This is a genomic window from Pseudomonas sp. P9_31 (assembly GCF_034008235.1).
Taxonomy (GTDB): domain Bacteria; phylum Pseudomonadota; class Gammaproteobacteria; order Pseudomonadales; family Pseudomonadaceae; genus Aquipseudomonas.
In genome coordinates this window covers 3,942,912-3,963,932 of sequence record NZ_CP125375.1, presented here as the reverse complement: position 1 = coordinate 3,963,932, position 21,021 = coordinate 3,942,912, and the positions used below count along the sequence as shown (strand labels likewise).

Genomic DNA, 21,021 nt, shown 5'->3' with positions numbered 1-21,021 from the left:
CTGGTCGGCCCGGAGCTTTTTTTCATGGAAGAGATACAACAGCGTTGGCTGTGCGGTCTTTCTGCGCCGATGGTGGCCCTCAATCCTCGCGCCCATTATGACGAGCCTGCTTTCTACTCCGATCCGCAATTTATCGACCTGCAATGCAGCTGGGGCATCAGCGACCGGCCGCAGCTATTAAGCATGCTCGAAGGGATGGCGGACGACGGTCATGCCTCTCATCTCGATGGGGCATATCGGTCGTGGCAGCGTTGCTTGCCGAGCGAATGGCAGGCACTGCTTGAAGCACTGTCGCCCCGCGAACGCGACTTGCACGAATTCGCCGGGCGTACCTTCGGTGGATGCGGGCCGGGTGGCATCAGGGCCTGGGATCTCGGGCGAATGGGGTTTCTCTTGCGCTGCGGCTTGCGCAATGAGTGGATCAATTTAACTGAAAGTCTTTGGCTACATGGCCGACTCGCCGTAAGAGCGCAATACCATTACGGCAGTTGGTTCTCCTATTTCAATGGTTTCCTGGCCGGTCATGCGTTCTGGAGCTGTCTGGGTAACAGTGACGAACAGATGGCTCACGAGCTTGATCGGCAAGGGGAGTTTTCCCGTAGCGCTTTCATTGCGCGTGGTCTTTCGCGCGACATCCCTTCTTTCCTGGTAGACCTGCCCTGGCACACGGACCTCAACCCACCGCCACGCCCGGCGTCCCTTGAGGAGTTCGACTGGTCATGAGTTGCTGGATACGCCTGGGTATAGAACCCACCAAAGACCAGACAATCATTCGAAATGCCTACCGCGCGCGTCTGCCGGAGCACCATCCGGAGAGTGATCCTGAGGGCTTTCAGGCACTGCGTGAGGCCTATGAAAGTGCCACCCGCTTCGCTCGTCAGGAAGAGGACGAAATCGAAGATGAAGGTGCTGGTGCCCCCGAGGTTCCGCAGACCTTGGTGGATTTTTACGCGTTGCTCGAAGATCCGGCCCGGCGCTTCAATCCAGAGGCCTGGCAAGCGTTCGTTAAAGCGTTGGATCAACTGCCTCTGGACGCTTTTGATGACCTCGGTTGGGGGCTGTTCCATGCATTGGCCAATGCCGGATCGCTGTCTTACCGCTGCGCAAATCTGCTGGCGCAACGGATGGGGTGGGAGCACCAGCTGTTGGATCTGGGGTTCGAGCAGGCGAATAAAGTCGAACAGTTCCTGCAACGCATCAAGGCGCCAGACCCGTTCGACACGACACTGATGAGCGGCTGGTCCGAGCCTGCGCAGATAGAAACGCTGTGGCATGCCCGCAGCCTCGACTACCTCTTCAAACATCGTCCGCTCCATGAGTTTGAAGACTTCGCCAGCCATCACACCTGTTTGCCGCTGCCGGCGGACGAAGCATTCATCGAGCGTTTGCTGGTGCAGTTCACTCAGGCGGGTATCGGTGGTCCAGGTCTGCAGCAGCTGTGTGTCGAACAACAGAGCCAAGCGCCAGACGATGTCGATTGGCTTTATTTGTTGGCTTGTCAAAACGACTTGTTGGGGCTTGAGGATCAGGCGTTGCCCTGCTGGATCCGGCTTTGGCTGGAGCATCGTCACCCGAAGGCTGAGAGCTGCTTGCTGGAGCTTTGCGCCAAGCGTCAGCCGGATTTCCTCCCGCTGCTGATTCAGGCATTTGACCGTCTGGAAAATTTCCGTGACTGGTCCCATGACCTCGACGATGTCACTCAAGAATATGGCAGCCCTTCACAGCGGCCCGAAACGCTGGCTCGCTGGCTTGGGGTCGGGCAACTCAATCTGCAGGGTTTGGCAGCCTCATTTGTCGATTGGCGGATGACGGGGGATGAACTGCCTCTGCTGGCATTGCTTCTAGGGGAGCATGCGGATTCCCGCTTGCAGCGTCTGTACCGGCATGCATGGGCCTTGCATCGTGGCGATGCAGGGTTGTTGCAACAAATACTGGAGGAGCCGCATCCGTTCGATGCCCTTGAGGGGTTGGTGCTGAGCGGGTTCAAGTATCAGGCAGAGCAGCAACTCTGTTGGTTGAATCAGGCGCCGATTCCGTTGGCAATGAAGGCCTTTCTCAACAGTCGTTCAGCTGAGCCGCAACTCGCCGAGGAACTGACAAAAGGCGAACCGCACAAGATTTGTCGCCTATGGCTGGGCAGGCTGCGGGCTTACGACCCGTCTGCCCTGGTGCGGATCGATCAGGCATTTGACTTGCTGGACGCAGAAGCGGACGCGAACTTGCGGAGCTTGAGCCTGCTGGTTCAATTGGGACAGCGAGGTGCAGTCCTGCCGGACATTGCCCAAGGCGAGGCAGCATGGCAATGGCACGCTCAAACGGTCTTCCTGCTGGCATTGCTTGAACAGCCTGAGCGTTGGCTGACGTTGATCGATACGCAATGCCTGGAGCGACTGGAGGTCAACCCGGCTCATCCCCTGAGTCGGCTCCAGCCGTTGTTGCGACGTTTGCAGCGTGAGCAAGGTAACTGCACCGGTTTGCTGGGGTGGCTGCAAGGTACCGATCCGGTCCATGGCTTGCTCGTGCAGCAGCTGTTCAATGTGCAACAGGCCCTCGACAGCGCAGCGCTGCCCGGTAATGCGCAGCTCTATACCTGCATTGAAAGTGATCCTGATGCGTGTGGCGAGGATTTGTTGGGGTTGATGCTGCTCTGGGGTGTGCTGTATCACGATCCGAGCCTTGACGCGGAGCAGCATCGCGCACTGTTGCAATCCATCGCCGCTATCAGTTGTGAAGATGACTGGTTCGAAGCGTTCCGTAATGGTTTGATCAAGGGGGATCCTGTTTGGCCACCGCGCAAAGTGCTGACGGATTTCGACGTCGACAAGCTGCTGGTCTATGAAGTCCTCGATACGCTGAGAAGCCTGATTCGTTATGGCGCGGCAGGAGTGCCGAGGACCAAGGTGCTGCAACAGTTGCAGCGCGGCAAGGATGACGCCGCGAACAGTGTGGGCTTGCGTCTGGCATTGACTGCCTTGCTGTCCTGGAGTGAACGCCTGCTCCTGGCTAAAAGCGACACTCGCCCGGTGCCGTCTGCTGCGGTCTGGCGCTTGGGCACGCGATTGGGGCGCAAGGCGTTTATCGGGCAGGTACTGGGGTGTGTGGTGATCACCCCGATCGTGGCGCTGCTCAGCGGCACCACCATCTCGGGGATTGTCATGCTGCTACTGGGCATCGCATTGTTGCTCAGTGCAATTCTGCGCCGGCTGCATGATATCGGCCGCGGGATTCCCACACTGCTGATTATCGCCTGCCTGACGCCGGTATTGCCGTTCCTGCCTCTGGTGTTGTTCGGCTTTCCCGGCGACAAGCTGCCTAACCGCTATGGTGTGCCGCCGGACAGCGCCGGCGAGGCCGCGCTGCCCGGTGGTTTGCAGGCGACCCTGCGGCGGCTTAACGGCTAAAGGCGCAGTTGATCCAGCGCTTTATTGAGTTGTGACCGATGGCTGGCAATCTCCACCGATTGCTGGCCACCGAGCACGGCGGTAAAGGCATCCAGCCAATCGGCAATTTGTTCGCGCTCATCGCCCAGGCTTTGCGTCCACGCACGCTCCAGTCGTGCCAGCAGGGTGCGATTGGGCAGCGCATCCCGTGGATGGATTTTCAGGGCGCTGAGCCGTTCATGGCTGTTTTGCCGTGACTGCGGGTCGAGCCCGGTGGGGCTGCGATCAATGCTGTGGCTGTGGCGTTCGCCGCTGGCCAGCAGAGTGACGTCAACTTCAAGCAAGCCGTTGATATCGTAGCTGAAGCGCACATCCAGAGCCTGTGTCTGGTCGCCGGGTGTCACCGCGACGTCGAAGGCATCGATGAAAATATTGTCCCGTACCCACGGCCGTTCACCCTGATAGACCGCGATCCGGATGTGGTCTTGCTGCGGATGGGTGGTGTAAAAGCGTTGCACCCGAGAGGTCGGGATCACGGTGTTGCGTTCGATGATCGGCGAGAAGGCGCCGCTGACGTCTTCACCGCGACTGGTCGAGATGCCCAGCGTATATGGGCAGACGTCGGTCAGGATCAGCTCCTCGATTGCGCTGTCTCGGGCCTTGCACGCCGCCTGGGTGGCGGCGCCCAGTGCGACAATCGTGTCCGGGTCGAGGTGGCGATAGGGCAGGCGCCCGAACAGTGTGGCGACCATCTGCTGCACGGCTGGCATCCGCGTAGCACCGCCGACCAGCACCAGGCTGTCGAGATCCCGGGGCTTGAGCCGTGCATCGCGCAGGGCTTGTTCGATGGGAGCGCGCAACCGGGCCAGTAGCGGCTCCCAGATTTTCAGCGCGGCGGCCTCATCCAGCGACCACTCGCGCAAGACGCCGGCGCCGTTCCAGTTCAGATGCTGAGTGCCTTCACTGAGTTTGCATTTGAGTTGCTCCAGAGCATCGCCCAGGCTGGCCAGCCCCTGGCCGTCGATCAGCTGCGGAGTGAGTTGCCAGTCTTTCAGGCAGGCCTGTAACAGCGCAGCGGTGAAGTCTTCACCACCGAGGAAGTTGTCGCCGGTGGAGGCATGCACTTCAATCAGCGGCAGTGCGTATTCCAGTACCGTGACATCGAAGGTGCCGCCGCCGAGGTCGAAAATCAGCGTGCGCTCGAACTTCTGCTCGTGCAGCCCGTACGCCATGGCGGCGGCGGTCGGCTCGTTGATCAGCCGCGACACCGTGAGGCCTGCCAGTTCGGCGGCAAACAGCGTGCGTTTGCGTTGCTCGTCACTGAAGTAGGCGGGCACCGAAATCACCGCCTCATGCACCGGATGGCCCAGCCAGGCTTCGGCATCCTGTTTGAGTGAACCGATCACCAGCGCTGACAGTTCTTCCGGGCTGAATTGCCGTGCGCCCAGTTCGAACTGTTTGTCGCTGCCCATAAAACGCTTGAACGCCGCCACCGTGCGTTCCGGATGGGTGGTCAGGCGAGCGCGGGCGGCCTTGCCCACCAGAATGCTGTCATCCTCATCGAGGCTGACCACTGAGGGGGTGAGGACATCGCCAAGGGCATTGGGAATCAACTGTGCCCGACCTTCCTGCCAAACGGCGATCAGGCTATTGGTGGTCCCAAGGTCGATACCCAGCAAGGCCGGGCGGGGGAGGGTTGCATCCTGCATGGTTGATCTCTTTGAGGCAGTGCAAAAAAACGCGACCCTACAGGTTGAGAGAAAAACTGGCAATTGGAGTGCCTGTTACGGAACGTCTCCCCCTCAGTGCATCAGTGACACCGACTATTTAAGCAGCTTCTGAAACTCCTCCACCGGCAACGGTCGGCTGTGCAAATACCCCTGATACAAATGGCAGTCCAGCCCCTGCAAAAACTCCAGTTGCTCTGCGGTTTCCACCCCTTCGGCGATCACGTTCAGCGCCAGGCTGCGAGCCATGGCGACGATGGCGCGAATGATTTCGGCGTCGTTGGGGTCGGTGGTGGCGTCGCGGATGAACGACTGGTCGATTTTCAGGGTGTCTACCGGCAGGCGCTTGAGGTAGGTCAGTGAGGAATAACCGGTACCGAAATCGTCCATGGCAAAGCTCACGCCGAGTTTTTTCAGGCGACGCATTTTGTTGATGGTGTCGTCCAGGTTCTGGATGACGATGCCTTCGGTGATTTCCAGTTTCAGCAACGAACAGGGCAGGCCGTGGCTGCTGAGGCTGTATTCGATACGTTCGACGAAATCGTTCTGGCGAAATTGCCGTGGGCTGATGTTCACGCACAGGCTGAAATCGAGCGGGTCGATCAGGCCCTTGGCGATCAGGTGTTTGAAGGCCGCGCAGGCTTCGTCGAGGATCCACGTACCGACTTCCAGAATCAGCCCGCTGTCTTCCAGGACCTTGATGAACTCGGTGGGCGATTGCGCGCCAAATTCTGGATGCTGCCAGCGTACCAGGGCTTCGGCACCGGTAATGCGGTTGTCGCGGGCGTCCACCTGAGGTTGGTATTGCACGCTGAATTCACCCCGGGAAAGGGCCAGGCGCAGGTCGGTTTCCATGCGCAGGCGTTCGCTGGCGGCCTTCTGCATGGTGTTGTGATACATCTGCGTGGTGTTGCGGCCCGAGTCCTTGGCGCGATAGAGAGCGATGTCGGCGCGTTTGAGCAGGTCGGTCGGGGTCGAGCCGTGGTCGGGGATCAGCGCAATGCCGATGCTCGGCGTCACTTGCAGGCGCTGTCCGTCGAGGAACATCGGCTCGGACAGCAGTTCGCGCAAGGTGTCCGCCACTTCCCGCACTTGAAGGCTGACGTCGCTGCGCGAGCCTTCCAGGCCGCTGAGCAGCACCACGAACTCATCGCCGCCCAGGCGTGCGACGGTGTCTTCCATGCGCACGCTGGCTTCAAGGCGCGCGGTGATGATCTTCAGCACGGTATCGCCCACCGGGTGGCCGAGGGAGTCGTTGATGTGCTTGAAATGGTCGAGATCGAGGAACATCAGGGCGCCGCGCAGGCTGTGGCGCTTGAGCAGGGCGATTTGCTGGCTCAGGCGATCCATCAGCAGGGCGCGGTTGGGCAGGTTGGTCAACGGGTCGTGGTAGGCCAAGTGACGGATCTGTGCTTCGGCGTTTTTCAGCAGGCTGACGTCCCGGGCGGTCAGCAGCAGGCAGGCGGTTTCGTTGAGGGTAATGGGCTCCACCGACACTTCGACGGTCAGCAACTCGCCCCGTTTATTGCGCCCGAGCATTTCCTGATGGTGAACCCGCCCCTTGATCTTTAGCTCCGCCAGCAGCGCCGAGCGTTGTTTCTCTTCGGCCCAGATGCCGACCTGATACACCGTGCGGCCGATCACTTCGTCGGCGCGGTAGCCGGTCAGGCGACAGAAACCATCGTTGACCTCCAGATAGCGCCCGGTGTCGCGTTCGGTAATGGTGATGGCGTCGGGGCTCGAGTGGAACGCCTTGGCGAACTTCTCCTCGCTGGCCTTGAGCGCCGCTTCGGAGCGTTGCTGCTGGGTGATGTCGCGCAGGGTGGTGACGATGCAGGGTTGGTCGCCGACGCTGATCTGGCGGCTGGAAATCACGCAGGTCAGGGACTGCCCGTCCTTGTGTTGAACGATGATCGCCACATTGTTCAGGCCCTGTTCGCGGATGACCCGCTCGATCCTTTGCAGGCTTTTCGCCGAAGCGTCCCACAGGCCGATTTCGTCGGCGCTGCGGCCAATCACGTCGGCGGCGCTCCAGCCGAAGGTCTGAGTGAAACTGGAGTTGATCTCGATGAAATGGCCGGTGTCCTGGCGCGTGACACAGATCGGGTCCGGGCTGACCTGGAACAAGGTGGCGAATTTTTCTTCCGAGGCCACCAGTTGCTGTTCGCGTTCCACCTGATCAGTGATGTCCAGCAGTGTGCCGGCCATGCGCAGTGGGTTGCCCTGTTCGTCGCGGTAGAGTCTGGCGCGGCTTTCCAGATAGCGCGAGCTGCCGTCCTGCAATTGCACGCGGTACGTCAGTTGATAATTGCCGGCCGGGCCTTCACGCAAACTGCGGTAGGCGTCGCGCATGGTGTCGCGTTCATCGCCGGGCACGCCTTCGAAAAACGCCTCGAAGGACTCATGGAAGGGTTTGGGCTCCAGCCCATGCAGTTGAGCGGCCCGCGCCGAACCGTAAAGCATGCCGCTGGGAATGTGCCAGTCCCAGGTGCCGAGTTGCGCCGAGTCAAGGGCCAGGTCGAGGCGTTCCTGGCTGTCTTTGAGGGCGTGCTCGGCGATTTTGCGTTCGGTGGTGTCGAGGAACGTGCTCAGCAGATAGGGCTGGCCTTCGAGTTCGACCTTTTGCGCGCTGAGGATGCCGTCGTGAACCTGCCCATTGCTGGCGCGAAACTGCACCTCCATGTTGATCAGCTCACCTTTGGCCTTGGTGGCCTTGACCAACTGCGTGCGTTGTTCCGGGTTGACCCAAAGGCCCAGCTCGAGCGTGGTTCGGCCGATGGCGTCTTGCACCGGCCAGCCGAACAGGCTTTCGAAATACTGGTTGGCTTCAGTGATCAGACCGTCCTCCTGGCGGGTCAGCAGCACCATGTTCGGGCACAAGTGAAACAGCGTGGCGAAGCGTTTTTCCGAGCTGCTCAGCGCCTGTTCGCGCTGGCGCTGATGGGTGATTTCACGAATGACCCCGATCATTCGCGGCCGGCCGTTTTTGTCCGGCAACAGGCTGCCGTTGATTTCCAGCCAGTGCAGGCTGCCGTCGGGCCAGCGGATGCGGTGGTGCATCGCCTGTTCCAGCGGCGCGCCGGCGATTACCGCGTGGAAGGCGCGAATGGCTTTCGCCCGATCTTCCTGGGGCAGCAGGTCGAGGTATTCCAGGTCTTCGGGCAACGGCTGGCGGGGATCGAAGCCGAACAGCGCCTGAGTGCCCCGGGACCAACTGATTTGCCCGCGCTCGATGTCCCAATACCAGGCGCCGAGCCGAGCACCGTTGAGGGCCGCCAGCAACTGCGGGGCGCTTTCCCAGCTCTGCTCGGACCGTTTTGGATCAAGTGCCTGAATTCGCGGCATCGGCGGCGTACGTTCAACAGATTTGGGCATGGATAACAGGCCTTGGGCTGAATTGGGCGTTAGGCACAGGTTTTTAGGCTCTATAGGCGTAGCACAAAAGAAGTAGCACAGCTTAGCCGCGAGTCCCTGGCTGATCGATTTGTGCATCCAGCAGGGCCATAAAGGCCCGCGCCGCGTTCGACAGCGTCCGTTCGGTGTGCAGGATATAGCCTAGCTGGCGAGTGAGCTGTATGCCCGGCAAAGGTATGCGCGCCACTTGATCGTCCAGCATGGTGCGCGGCAAAACGCTCCAGGCCAGCCCGATCGAGACCATCATTTTTATGGTTTCCAGATAATTCGTGCTCATGGCGATGTTCGGCGTCAGGCCCTGGGCTTCGAACAGGCGCTGCACGATGTGGTGGGTGAAGGTGTTGCCGCCGGGGAAAACCGCGGGGTGCAGGGCAATATCCGCCAGGCTGACCGCGCCGTTACTGATCAGCGAATGCTCCGGGGCGACCACGAAATCCAGCGGGTCATCCCACACGGGTGTGGCCTTGACCAGTGCGTGAGGCTCAGGTGCAAGGGTAATCACCGCCAGTTCGGCCCGGCCGTGGAGGATTTCTTCGTAAGCCACCTCTGAATCGAGGAACTGAATATCCAGCGCCACCTGCGGGTAACGTCGAGTGAACTCCCGTAATAAGGGTGGCAAACGGTGCAGCCCAATGTGATGACTGGTGGCCAGTGTCAGACGACCGGTGACTTCGCCGGTCAGGTTGGTCAGGGCGCGGCGGGTGTCATCCAGCACATTGAGGATCTGATAGGCCCGTGGCAGCAGGGCACGACCGGCTTCGGTCAGGCTGACTTCCCGGCCCAGTCGATCGAACAGTCGCACCTTCAATTGCTGCTCCAGCCCGGCGATGCGCTTGCTGATGGCCGGTTGCGTCAGATGCAGCCGTTCGCCGGCGCCGGAGAAGCTTCCAGTCTCGGCGATCGCGATAAAAGCGTTGAGGTTGGCCAGATCCATGTTCGTATTCCAGTTGGTTATCCAAAGCATAAAAAATATGAATTTGAGTTATTTAATGTAACCCCCTAGGATCGACCTCACAAGCCAAAGGGTTATTGAATTGTTCAAACCCGGGGCATAGAAACAAGCTGATGAGGAACCGTCTGATGGCCGGCAAAACGCTCTACGACAAGCTCTGGGATTCGCATTTGGTCAAGCAGCGCGACGATGGCTCGGCGCTGATCTATATCGATCGTCACATCATCCACGAAGTGACCTCGCCGCAAGCCTTCGAAGGCCTGCGTCTGGCCGGGCGCAAGCCGTGGCGCATCGATGCCAACATCGCGACCCCGGACCACAACGTTCCGACCACCCCGGAGCGCAAGGGCGGCATCGAAGCGATTGTCGACCAGGTCTCGCGTTTGCAGGTTCAGACCCTCGACGATAACTGTGATGAATACGGCATCGTCGAATTCAAAATGAATGACGTGCGCCAAGGCATCGTTCACGTGATCGGCCCGGAGCAGGGCGCGACCTTGCCGGGCATGACCGTGGTCTGCGGCGACTCCCACACCTCGACCCACGGCGCGTTCGGCGCCCTGGCTCACGGTATTGGTACTTCCGAGGTCGAGCACGTGCTCGCCACTCAGTGCCTGGTCGCCAAGAAAATGAAGAACATGCTGGTGTCGGTCGAGGGCAAATTGCCGTTCGGCGTGACGGCCAAGGACATCGTCCTCGCGGTGATCGGCAAGATCGGCACCGCTGGTGGTAATGGCCACGCCATCGAGTTCGCCGGTAGCGCGATTCGCGATCTGTCGGTCGAAGGCCGCATGACCATCTGCAACATGTCCATCGAGGCCGGCGCTCGCGTAGGGCTGGTGGCTGCCGATGAAAAAACCGTGGCTTATGTGAAAGGCCGTCCATTCGCCCCGAAAGGCGCGGAATGGGACTTGGCCGTCGAAGCCTGGAAAGACCTGGTGTCCGATGCCGATGCGAAGTTCGACACCATCGTCGAACTCGATGCCACTCAAATCAAGCCGCAAGTCAGCTGGGGCACCTCGCCTGAGATGGTCCTGGCGGTGGATCAGAACGTTCCTGATCCTGCTAAGGAAATGGACCTGGTCAAGCGTGGCTCCATTGAGCGCGCCTTGAAATACATGGGTTTGACCGCCAATCAGGCGATCACCGACATTCAGCTGGACCGCGTATTCATCGGTTCCTGCACCAACTCGCGGATCGAAGACCTGCGCGCCGCCGCCGTGATCGCCAAGGGCCGCAAAGTGGCTTCGACCATCAAACAGGCCATCGTGGTGCCGGGTTCGGGGCTGGTGAAGGCTCAGGCCGAATCAGAAGGCCTGGACAAGATTTTCCTCGAAGCCGGTTTTGAATGGCGTGAGCCAGGCTGCTCGATGTGCCTGGCGATGAACCCGGACCGTTTGGAGTCGGGCGAGCATTGTGCCTCGACCTCCAACCGTAACTTCGAAGGCCGTCAGGGCGCTGGTGGCCGTACGCACCTCGTCAGCCCGGCCATGGCGGCCGCCGCAGCGGTGAACGGTCGTTTCGTCGACGTCCGTGAATTGATCTAAAGGAGCGCAGCATGAAAGCTTTTACCCAGCACACTGGTCTTGTCGCGCCTTTGGATCGTGCCAACGTCGACACCGATCAGATCATTCCGAAGCAGTTCTTGAAGTCGATCAAGCGCACCGGTTTCGGTCCGAACCTGTTCGATGAGTGGCGTTACCTGGATGTCGGGCAGCCGTATCAGGACAACTCCAAGCGCCCGTTGAACAAGGACTTCGTCCTCAACGCCGAGCGTTATCAAGGTGCGAGCGTATTGCTGGCCCGTGAAAACTTCGGTTGCGGCTCCAGCCGCGAACACGCGCCGTGGGCACTGGAAGAGTACGGTTTCCGCAGCATCATCGCGCCGAGCTACGCCGACATCTTCTTCAACAACAGCTTCAAGAACGGCTTGCTGCCGATCATCCTGAGCGACGCTGAAGTCGATGAGCTGTTCCAACAGGTTGAAGCGACTCCGGGCTATCAGTTGCAGGTTGATCTGCAAGCTCAGACAGTGACCCGTCCGGATGGCAAGGTGTTGAATTTTGAGATCGATGCCTTCCGCAAACACTGCCTGCTCAATGGTCTGGACGATATCGGCCTGACCTTGCAGGACGGCGAGGCGATTGCCGCGTTTGAAGCCAAACACCGCGCGAGCCAGCCGTGGTTGTTTCGCGACGCGTGATTGATCCGGGAATTGTAAGGATAGGACCGGCCTCATCGCGGGCAAGCCCGCTCCCACAGGTTTTGTGAACACCGCAAATCCCTGTAGGAGCGAGGCTTGCCCGCGAAGAGGCCCGCACAGACAACACAAGGCCAAACCCCAAAAAGGAAGTCCCCATGACCAGCACCGCCCAGCACAGTCAGGTAGTACAAAAGCAATTCGGTGAACAGGCCTCGGCCTATCTGAGCAGCGCCGTACACGCTCAAGGCACTGAATTTGCGCTGCTACAGGCTGAGCTGGCGGGGCAGGGCGATGCCCGGGTGCTCGACCTCGGTTGCGGCGCCGGCCACGTGAGTTTTCACGTGGCCTCGCTGGCCAAGGAAGTGGTGGCTTACGATTTGTCTCAGCAGATGCTCGACGTGGTGGCCGCTGCTGCCGTCGATCGTGGCTTGAGCAACGTGTCCACGGTACTGGGTGCCGCCGAGCGCCTGCCGTTCGCCGATGGCGAGTTCGATTTCGTCTTCAGCCGTTATTCGGCGCACCATTGGAGCGACCTTGGGCTGGCCCTGCGCGAAGTTCGTCGGGTACTGAAGCCGGGCGGGGTGGCGGCGTTCATCGATGTGTTGTCACCGGGCAGCCCGTTGTTCGACACTTACCTGCAAAGCGTCGAAGTGCTGCGCGACACCAGCCACGTGCGCGATTATTCTGCCGGTGAGTGGTTGCGCCAGGTCAGCGAAGCCGGGTTGCATACCCGCAGCACCACGCGCCAACGGCTGCGTCTGGAGTACACGTCGTGGGTCGAGCGCATGCGCACGCCGCAAGTGATGCGCGCGGCGATCCGCGAGTTGCAGCAATCGATGGGCAACGAAGTGCGCGAATATTTTGAGATTGAGGCCGATGGTTCGTTCAGTACCGATGTGCTGGTGCTGATGGCTGAACGATAGGCTCTGAACGATAAGCTCTAGATGAGAGCTACCGAGCGATAGAATTTTTCCGGACGCGCCCGCGGGCGCGCCGACTGATGACATGAGGAAAGCATGAGCAAGCAGATTCTGATTCTCCCGGGCGACGGTATTGGCCCGGAAATCATGGCCGAAGCGGTCAAGGTGCTGGAGCTGGCGAACGACAAGTACAGCCTGGGCTTCGAACTGAGCCATGACGTGATCGGTGGCGCCGCCATCGACAAGCACGGCGTGCCGCTGGCCGACGAAACCCTGGCCCGTGCCCGTGCCGCCGATGCGGTATTGCTGGGCGCCGTGGGTGGTCCGAAATGGGACACCATCGAGCGTGATATCCGCCCTGAGCGCGGTCTGCTGAAAATCCGTGCGCAACTGGGCCTGTTCGGCAACCTGCGTCCGGCGATCCTGTACCCGCAACTGGCCGAGGCTTCCAGCCTGAAGGCAGAAATCGTGGCCGGTCTGGACATCCTGATCGTCCGTGAACTGACCGGCGGCATCTACTTCGGCGCGCCACGTGGCGTGCGCGAACTGGAAAATGGCGAGCGTCAGGCCTACGACACCCTGCCGTACAGCGAAACCGAAATCCGCCGTATCGCCCGTGTCGGTTTCGACATGGCCCGCGTGCGCGGCAAGAAGCTGTGCTCGGTGGACAAGGCCAACGTGCTGGCGTCCAGCCAACTGTGGCGTGAAATCGTCGAGCAAGTGGCCAAGGACTACCCGGACGTCGAACTGAGCCACATGTACGTCGACAACGCCGCCATGCAACTGGTGCGTGCACCGAAGCAGTTCGACGTGATCGTCACCGACAACCTGTTCGGCGACATTCTTTCCGACGAAGCGTCGATGCTCACCGGTTCCATCGGCATGCTGCCGTCGGCGTCGCTGGATGCCAACAACAAAGGCATGTACGAGCCGTGCCATGGTTCGGCGCCGGACATCGCTGGCAAGGGCATTGCCAACCCGTTGGCGACCATTCTGTCGGTGTCGATGATGCTGCGTTACAGCTTCAATCTGCAGGATGCGGCCGATGCCATCGAGAAGGCCGTGAGCCTGGTATTGGATCAGGGCCTGCGCACCGGTGACATCTGGTCGGCCGGTTGCACCAAGGTCGGTACGCAGGAAATGGGCGACGCAGTAGTCGCCGCGCTGCGGAATCTGTAATCTCTTTGGCCCGCTGCAATTTTCAACCTTGAAAGCAGCGGCCCACTTTTAAGAAGGTGTAGTTGCGATGAAACGTGTAGGTCTGATCGGTTGGCGCGGTATGGTCGGTTCCGTGCTCATGCAGCGGATGCTGGAAGAGCAGGATTTCGATCTTATCGAGCCGGTGTTTTTCACCACTTCCAATGTCGGTGGCCAAGGCCCGTCCGTGGGCAAGGACATTGCTCCGCTCAAGGACGCTTACAGCATTGAAGAGCTGAAAACCCTCGACGTGATTCTGACCTGCCAGGGTGGCGACTACACCAGCGAAGTGTTCCCGAAATTGCGCGAAGCCGGTTGGCAGGGTTACTGGATCGACGCCGCTTCCAGCCTGCGCATGCAGGATGACGCGGTGATCGTGCTGGACCCGGTGAACCGCAAGGTCATCGACCAGCAGCTCGACGCGGGCACCAAGAACTACATCGGCGGCAACTGCACCGTCAGCCTGATGCTGATGGGCCTGGGTGGCCTGTTCGAAGCCGGTCTGGTCGAGTGGATGAGTGCCATGACCTATCAGGCGGCCTCCGGTGGCGGCGCGCAGCACATGCGTGAACTGATCAAGCAAATGGGTGTGATCCACGCCGCTGTCGCCGATCAACTGGCCGACCCGGCGAGCGCCATTCTCGACATCGACCGTCGTGTCGCCGAAGCCATGCGCAGCGACGCGTACCCGACCGAAAACTTCGGCGTACCGCTGGCCGGCAGCCTGATCCCGTGGATCGACAAGGAACTGCCGAACGGTCAGAGCCGCGAAGAGTGGAAGGCTCAGGCCGAGACCAACAAGATCCTCGGTCGCTTCAAGAGCCCGATCCCGGTGGACGGCATCTGCGTGCGCATCGGCGCCATGCGTTGCCACAGCCAGGCGCTGACCATCAAGCTGAACAAAGACGTGCCGATCGCCGACATCGAAGGGCTGATCAGCCAGCACAACCCGTGGGTCAAGCTGGTGCCGAACAACCGTGAGATCAGCATGCAGGAGCTGAGCCCGACGAAAGTCACCGGCACCCTGAACGTGCCGGTCGGTCGTCTGCGCAAGCTGAACATGGGTTCGCAGTTCGTCGGCGCGTTCACCGTCGGCGACCAACTGCTGTGGGGCGCGGCCGAACCGCTGCGTCGCATGTTGCGGATCCTGCTTGAGCGTTGATCGATTGAAGTAATGAAAAAACCGCGCCTTGAAAGAGGGGCGGTTTTTTTTTGCCCACCGATCGTTCCCACGCTCTGCGTGGGAATGCATCTCGTGACGCTCCGCGTCACTGCCTCAACGGCGGACGCAGAGCGTCCATGGCGGCATTCCCACGCAGAGCGTGGGAGCGATCAGGATGGGGTGTGAATTGCCTCGCTGCCAACCACCCGGTAAAGTGCCGCTCCCCCCGTTTCGCCAGAGGTTGAACCATGAGCCAGTCCTTCGATATTGCCGTGATCGGCGCCACCGGTACTGTCGGCGAAACACTCGTCCAGATTCTCGAAGAGCGCGACTTTCCGGTCGGCAACCTGCACCTGCTGGCGAGCAGTGAATCGGCCGGGCATTCGGTGCCGTTTCGCGGCAAGAACGTGCGGGTGCGGGAAGTCGATGAATTCGATTTCAGCAAAGTGCAGTTGGTGTTCTTCGCCGCCGGTCCGGCGGTGACACTCAGTTTCGCCCCGCGCGCCACGGCTGCCGGTTGCGCGCTGATCGACCTGTCTGGCGCGTTGCCGGCCGATCAGGCGCCGCAAGTCGTGCCTGAGGCCAACGCTGCAATTCTGGCTGGCCTGAAAAAGCCCTTCCAGGTCAGCAGCCCAAGCCCTGCGGCCGCGACACTGGCGGTGGTGCTGGCGCCGTTACTCGGCTTGTTCGACCTGCAACGCATCAGCCTGACGGCCTGTCTGGCGGTATCTGCCCAAGGCCGCGAAGCCGTCACCGAGCTGGCCCGGCAAACCGCCGAACTGCTCAACGTGCGTCCTCTGGAGCCGGCTTTCTTCGATCGCCAGATGGCTTTCAACCTGCTGGCGCAAGTCGGTGCGCCCGATGCTCAGGGGCACACGCTGCTGGAAAAGCGCCTGGTACGGGAGCTGCGTCAGGTCATGGCTCTGCCTTTATTAAAGATTTCCGTCACTTGCATTCAAGCCCCGGTGTTTTTTGGCGATAGCTATAGCGTGACCTTGCAGTCATCAAGTGCTGTCGACCTGGCGAAAGTCAACGCGGCACTGGAAGCGGCGCCTGGTATCGAGCTGGTCGAGGCGGGTGATTACCCGACCCCGGTAGGCGATGCGGTAGGGCAGGACGTGGTTTACGTTGGTCGGGTTCGCAGTGGTATCGACGATCCGGCGGAACTTAATATGTGGCTGACGTCAGATAACGTACGCAAAGGCGCCGCGCTCAATGCTGTGCAGGTGGCTGAATTGTTGATAAAAGACCTGCTGTAAAAGATACTTGGCAACAATTTTTCGAATGATTCCAGCCAGGCACCATATTTGGCTGGAACGCTTCAGGCGAGCCACCCCGCAGGGCTTTCGTCGCATGAATGAAATGATCGCGCGCAACGACCCTTCGTCGCCGCGCGCAACGCCTTACGGCAGCGGCAATCAACACCTTCTCGCTGGCCGAGGAATGTTCAAACAAAGGATGAGGCTATGGTTCAAGTTCGCAAACTGGTGTTAGCAATAGCGGCCGCCTCGGCGCTGTCCTCCGGTACGGCGCATGCCCTCGGGCTCGGGGAATTGACCCTGAAGTCGACGCTGAACCAGCCTTTGGTGGCGGAAATCGAGCTGCTTGATGTCAAGGATCTCACGGCTGCCGAAGTGGTGCCGAGCCTGGCCTCGCCCGAAGACTTCGCCAAGGCCGGTGTCGACCGCCAGGCGTTTCTCAACGACTTGACCTTTACCCCGGTGCTTAACGCCAGCGGCAAAAGCATCCTGCGCATCACGTCCAGCAAACCGCTGTCCGAGCCCATGGTGAAATTCCTGGTTCAGGTGATGTGGCCTAATGGTCGTTTGTTGCGCGATTACAGCGTGCTGCTCGATCCGTCCAAGTTCTCGCCGCAGACCGCCGATGCCGCCGCGCAACCGGCGCCAGCCCAAGCGGTGACCGCGCCGGTCACCGGTGCGACCAAGTCGTCTCAATACACCACCACGCCGCGCGATACCCTTTGGGAAATCGCGGCGAAGGCGCGTAATGGCGGCTCTGTCCAGCAGACCATGCTGGCCATTCAGGCGCTGAACCCGGATGCGTTCATCGATGGCAACATCAACCGACTGAAAACCGGTCACGTGCTGCGTCTGCCTGATCAGGTGCAGAGCACCAGCCTGCCGCAACCCAAGGCCATCGCTGAGGTCGCCGCGCAGAACACTGCGTGGCGCCAGGGTCGTCGCTACGTGGCGAAACCCGGGGCCGGGCAGCAGCAACTCGATGCCACCAAGCGCGCTCGCGGTGAAGGCGCTTCGTCGCAAGCCGCCGCAGACAAGCTGAGCCTGGTCTCTGCCGACACCGGCAAGGGTCGTGGCAAGGGGGGCGCCGGTGATGCGAAAGCTTTGAGCAGCAAGCTGGCTGTGACCCAGGAAAGCCTCGACACGACCCGTCGTGACAACGCCGAACTGAAAAGCCGGATGACCGATCTGCAAAGTCAGCTGGACAAGCTGCAACGCCTGATCGAGCTGAAGAATAACCAGTTGGCCAAGCTGCAGGCAGAAGGCGCCGCAGGTGCGCCGGCTGCGGCGACTGCTCCAGTGATGTCGGCTGAATTGGCGGCTAATCCTGCGGCAACGCCTGCGGACGTGGCTCCGGTAGCGCCTGCCCCCGAGGCTGTCGCACCGCAAGCCGTTCCGGCGCCAGCCGTCGAGACGCCCCCTGCGACCTCCGACGATCAGAAATTCAACGAACTGCTGACCAATCCGATCCTGCTGGGTCTGGTGGGCGGTGGGGCGGTGGTTCTGCTGCTGTTGCTGCTGTTGCTGGCCCGTCGCCGCAAGGCTCAGCAAGAGGCCGAGAAGCATCTGCGCATGGCTCGTGCCTTGGCGGAGGAGCAAGAGTTCTCCGTCGACCAAGACCTGCCGGAAAGCAGCTTCGAAGGTCTTGAGGTTCCGCCGCCGAGCGTGAAACTCGCGACTGCGCCAACGCCTGCACTAGCACCAACCCCGGTGATTGCCCCGGTTGTGGTGACGCCGCCGATCGCTGCGCCGCTGGTATCGCCTGCCGCCGAACGCTCTGACGATGTGCTGGCCCAGGCACAGACGCACATCGCGGGCGGTCGCCTGAATCAGGCCGCCGCTTTGCTGGAAGACGGTATCAAGCAAGAACCACAGCGCAGTGACCTGCGCCTGAAACTGATGGAGGTTTATGGTCAGCAGGGCGATCGCGATGCGTTCGTTGCTCAGGAGCGTCAACTGGTAGCCAACGGCGACAACTTCGCCCGGGTCGAGCAGCTGAAAAGCCGCTTCCCGGCGATGGCTGTCGCAGTTGCGGGTGGCCTGGCCGCTGCGGCGATCGCTGCCGAACTGGACGCGCAGTACGTCAAGGACCTGCTTCTGGACGAGCCGCAAGCCCCGGAGCCGGCATTGGCCGATGACGACTTCGACAGCGCCTTTGATCTGAGTCTGGACGATCTGGAGCCGGCTGCTCCAGTCGCGCCTGTCGTTGCGCCGGAGCTTGCGCCAGAGCCGGAACCAGAACCAGAACCAGAACTCCAGGCTGAGCTGGACGATTTCCCGCTGGACGACGACCTGAGCTTTGAGTCGGTATTGCAGCAGCAGACCGAAATCAAGGAAAACCTCGATGATCTGTCGGACTTCGATCTGGACATGGACCTGGGAGGCGATGCCTCGCCGGCGACCCTGGCCGAAGACGATTTCCTGCTGAGTCTGGATGATGGTCTCAAGGACTTGCCGGCCGCCGAAGTGCCGACCATCACTGAAGCGCCGACCGTGACTGAGGCGCCGCTCGACGACCTGGAGTTGCCGGCGGACTTCGACCTGTCGCTGGCCGATGAAATGGACGCCGTTGCGGATCAGCCGGATGCCTTCGAAAACGAACTCAACGATGTCAACGCTGAGCTGGATCGTCTGTCCCAGAGCCTTGGTGAGCCGAGCTTCACTGCTGAAGACGCTTTGGCCTCCGTGGCTGATGAGCCGGACTTCGATTTCCTCTCCGGCACCGACGAAGTCGCCACCAAGCTCGACCTGGCTCAGGCCTACATCGACATGGGTGACAACGACGGCGCCCGGGACATCCTCAATGAGGTGGTGACCGAAGGTGATGCCGGTCAGAAGAGCGAAGCCAAGGAAATGCTGTCTCGTCTGGCGTGAGTCATCGGTAAGGCGTAAACAGAACGGCAGCCCATCGAGGCTGCCGTTTTTGTTTTGACGGTAATGCGATAGTGGCTGTTCGATCGCCTTCGCGAGCAAGCCCGCTCCCACAATGATTGGGGGGGCATTATTTGCGGCTGGTACCAATCCCCTGTGGGAGCGGGCTTGCTCGCGAAGGGGCCATCTCATCCAGCATCAACATCGGCAGTTGAGCCGGTCGGGCAGGGCACAGAAAACACACGCCTCTGGCATCCCGGTCCGGCGGCCTTATAATGCCTGCCTTTGCGTAGACCAGCAGGCTGTCACCCCTTGGCAAATATAGATAATCCGGCCGCCGAAATGGCGGCCGACGGCTTTTTCCGGATCGCGTTGGGCGTTGAATACAAAGGTTCGCGTTATCGCGGCTGGCAACGTCAGGCTTCTGGTGTGGACACGGTGCAGGAAACCCTCGAAAAGGCCTTGTCCAAAGTCGCCGACTCACCTGTGTCGCTGCATTGCGCCGGGCGCACCGATGCCGGGGTACATGCCTGCGGGCAGGTGGTGCATTTCGACACTCAGGTCGAGCGCTCGATGAAGGCCTGGGTCATGGGCGCCAACATCAACTTGCCTCACGACATCAGCGTTAGCTGGGCCAAGGTCATGCCGGCGCATTTCCATGCTCGGTTCAAGGCCATCGCCCGGCGGTATCGCTACGTGATCTACAACGATCAGATCCGTCCGGCGCACCTGAACGAAGAAATCACCTGGAACCACCGCCCGCTGGACGTCGAGCGCATGTCCGAAGCGGCGCAGTATCTGGTCGGCACCCATGACTTCAGCGCCTTCCGCGCCGGTCAATGCCAGGCCAAGTCGCCGATCAAAGAGCTGCATCATCTGCGCGTTACACGCCATGGCAAAATGATCGTGCTGGATATCCGCGCCAGTGCGTTCCTGCATCACATGGTGCGCAACATCGCCGGGGTGCTGATGACCATCGGTGCTGGCGAGCGTCCCGTGGCGTGGATGAAAGAGGTGCTGGAGAGTCGCGTTCGGCGTTCTGGCGGGGTGACCGCCCATCCGTTTGGTCTGTATCTGGTGCAAGTCGAGTACCACGACGAGTTCGAATTGCCCGAGCGCTACCTCGGCCCGCACTTCCTCACCGGCTTCTCTGAACTTGACGGCTGACGCCCTCGAGCGCTTTTGATACCATCCGGGACTTTCCCGGATTTGCCCTGAGGTTCTATCGATATGTCGGCCGTTCGCAGCAAAATTTGTGGGATTACCCGCATAGAGGATGCGTTGGCGGCGGTCGAGGCCGGGGCCGATGCCATCGGATTCGTGTTCTACGCCCAAAGCCCGCGGGCCGTGACATTTAAGCAGGCGCGCTCGATCATCAAGGCACTGCCGCCGTTCGTGACCACCGTGGGATTGTTCGTCAACGCCAGCCACTGTGAGTTGGGGGAAATCCTCGATGCCGTGCCGCTGGACCTGTTGCAATTCCATGGTGACGAAACCGCCGCGGAGTGCGAAGGCTGGCGCCGACCGTACATCAAGGCGTTGCGGGTCAAGGCCGGTGATGACATCGCAGCAGGTTGCGATGCCTACGCCAGTGCCAGCGGGATCTTGCTCGACACTTATGTCGAAGGCGTGCCGGGCGGAACCGGTGAGGCCTTTGACTGGTCACTGATACCGCAAGGCTTGAGCAAGCCGATCATTCTGGCGGGCGGTTTGACGCCGGACAATGTCGCTGAGGCAATTGTCCGGGTTCGGCCTTACGCGGTAGACGTCAGCGGTGGGGTAGAGGCGAGCAAGGGCATCAAGGATCACGCAAAGATTCAGGCATTCATCAAAGCTGTTGCAGGAGCTGTGTAGGAACTTGCAGGAGCTGTCGAGTGAAACGAGGCTGCGATCTTCAGGATCAAAAGATCGCAGCCTCGTTTCACTCGACAGCTCC

Annotated in this window: 14 protein-coding genes; 11 read left to right on the top strand and 3 right to left on the bottom strand. The window is 60.7% G+C overall.

All coding sequences use genetic code 11. The features are described 5' to 3' along the window. The first annotated feature begins 24 nt into the window (after positions 1-24). Both QMK51_RS17500 and QMK51_RS17495 read left to right on the top strand, forming a co-directional pair. Positions 25-723, top strand: a complete 699-nt coding sequence (locus tag QMK51_RS17500; protein WP_258696387.1) for a DUF1266 domain-containing protein — start codon at positions 25-27, stop codon at positions 721-723. Further along, positions 720-3,401 carry a DUF805 domain-containing protein gene (locus QMK51_RS17495; RefSeq protein ID WP_320391052.1) on the top strand — a complete coding sequence of 894 codons (2,682 nt, stop codon included), beginning with the start codon at positions 720-722 and terminating at the stop codon, positions 3,399-3,401. Before QMK51_RS17500 ends, QMK51_RS17495 begins: the two co-directional genes overlap by 4 nt. Here the strand turns inward: QMK51_RS17495 and QMK51_RS17490 are convergent. The 3 genes from QMK51_RS17490 to QMK51_RS17480 form a co-directional block, all read right to left on the bottom strand. Beyond that, positions 3,398-5,089 (bottom strand): molecular chaperone HscC, encoded by a 1,692-nt coding sequence (locus QMK51_RS17490; protein ID WP_258696385.1) that lies wholly within the window; start codon positions 5,087-5,089, stop codon positions 3,398-3,400. The genes QMK51_RS17495 and QMK51_RS17490 overlap by 4 nt on opposite strands. 114 nt (positions 5,090-5,203) lie before the next feature. Then, positions 5,204-8,482, bottom strand: coding sequence for a PAS domain S-box protein (locus QMK51_RS17485; protein WP_320391051.1), 3,279 nt, complete (start codon positions 8,480-8,482; stop codon positions 5,204-5,206). Between the two features lie 82 nt (positions 8,483-8,564). Further along, the gene (locus QMK51_RS17480; RefSeq protein ID WP_258696383.1) at positions 8,565-9,455 is read right to left on the bottom strand and encodes a LysR family transcriptional regulator; all 891 of its coding nucleotides are present in this window, start codon (positions 9,453-9,455) and stop codon (positions 8,565-8,567) included. A 146-nt stretch (positions 9,456-9,601) separates the two neighbouring features. Here QMK51_RS17480 and leuC point away from each other — a divergent pair, with 146 nt between their 5' ends. From leuC to QMK51_RS17435, 9 genes are all read left to right on the top strand, one after another. Further along, positions 9,602-11,020, top strand: a complete 1,419-nt coding sequence (gene leuC / locus QMK51_RS17475; protein ID WP_258696382.1) for a 3-isopropylmalate dehydratase large subunit — start codon at positions 9,602-9,604, stop codon at positions 11,018-11,020. 11 nt (positions 11,021-11,031) lie between these two features. Beyond that, a complete protein-coding gene (leuD, locus tag QMK51_RS17470) occupies positions 11,032-11,676 on the top strand; it encodes a 3-isopropylmalate dehydratase small subunit (protein WP_258696381.1) in 645 nt (214 codons plus the stop codon). A 155-nt stretch (positions 11,677-11,831) separates the two neighbouring features. Then, positions 11,832-12,599, top strand: coding sequence for a class I SAM-dependent methyltransferase (locus QMK51_RS17465; RefSeq protein WP_258696380.1), 768 nt, complete (start codon positions 11,832-11,834; stop codon positions 12,597-12,599). Between the two features lie 93 nt (positions 12,600-12,692). Then, positions 12,693-13,775, top strand: a complete 1,083-nt coding sequence (leuB, locus tag QMK51_RS17460; RefSeq protein WP_007935187.1) for a 3-isopropylmalate dehydrogenase — start codon at positions 12,693-12,695, stop codon at positions 13,773-13,775. 67 nt (positions 13,776-13,842) lie between these two features. After that, positions 13,843-14,955, top strand: coding sequence for an aspartate-semialdehyde dehydrogenase (asd, locus tag QMK51_RS17455; RefSeq protein ID WP_320391050.1), 1,113 nt, complete (start codon positions 13,843-13,845; stop codon positions 14,953-14,955). Positions 14,956-15,203: 248 nt separating this feature from the next. Then, positions 15,204-16,214 carry an aspartate-semialdehyde dehydrogenase gene (locus QMK51_RS17450; protein WP_258696379.1) on the top strand — a complete coding sequence of 337 codons (1,011 nt, stop codon included), beginning with the start codon at positions 15,204-15,206 and terminating at the stop codon, positions 16,212-16,214. 207 nt (positions 16,215-16,421) lie between these two features. Continuing rightward, positions 16,422-19,088 carry a FimV/HubP family polar landmark protein gene (locus tag QMK51_RS17445; RefSeq protein ID WP_320391049.1) on the top strand — a complete coding sequence of 889 codons (2,667 nt, stop codon included), beginning with the start codon at positions 16,422-16,424 and terminating at the stop codon, positions 19,086-19,088. A 339-nt stretch (positions 19,089-19,427) separates the two neighbouring features. After that, on the top strand, positions 19,428-20,252 hold the full coding sequence (gene truA, locus QMK51_RS17440) for a tRNA pseudouridine(38-40) synthase TruA (RefSeq protein ID WP_258700747.1): 825 nt from the start codon (positions 19,428-19,430) through the stop codon (positions 20,250-20,252). Positions 20,253-20,315: 63 nt separating this feature from the next. Next, positions 20,316-20,939 carry a phosphoribosylanthranilate isomerase gene (locus QMK51_RS17435; RefSeq protein WP_320391048.1) on the top strand — a complete coding sequence of 208 codons (624 nt, stop codon included), beginning with the start codon at positions 20,316-20,318 and terminating at the stop codon, positions 20,937-20,939. The last annotated feature ends 82 nt before the right edge of the window (positions 20,940-21,021 follow it).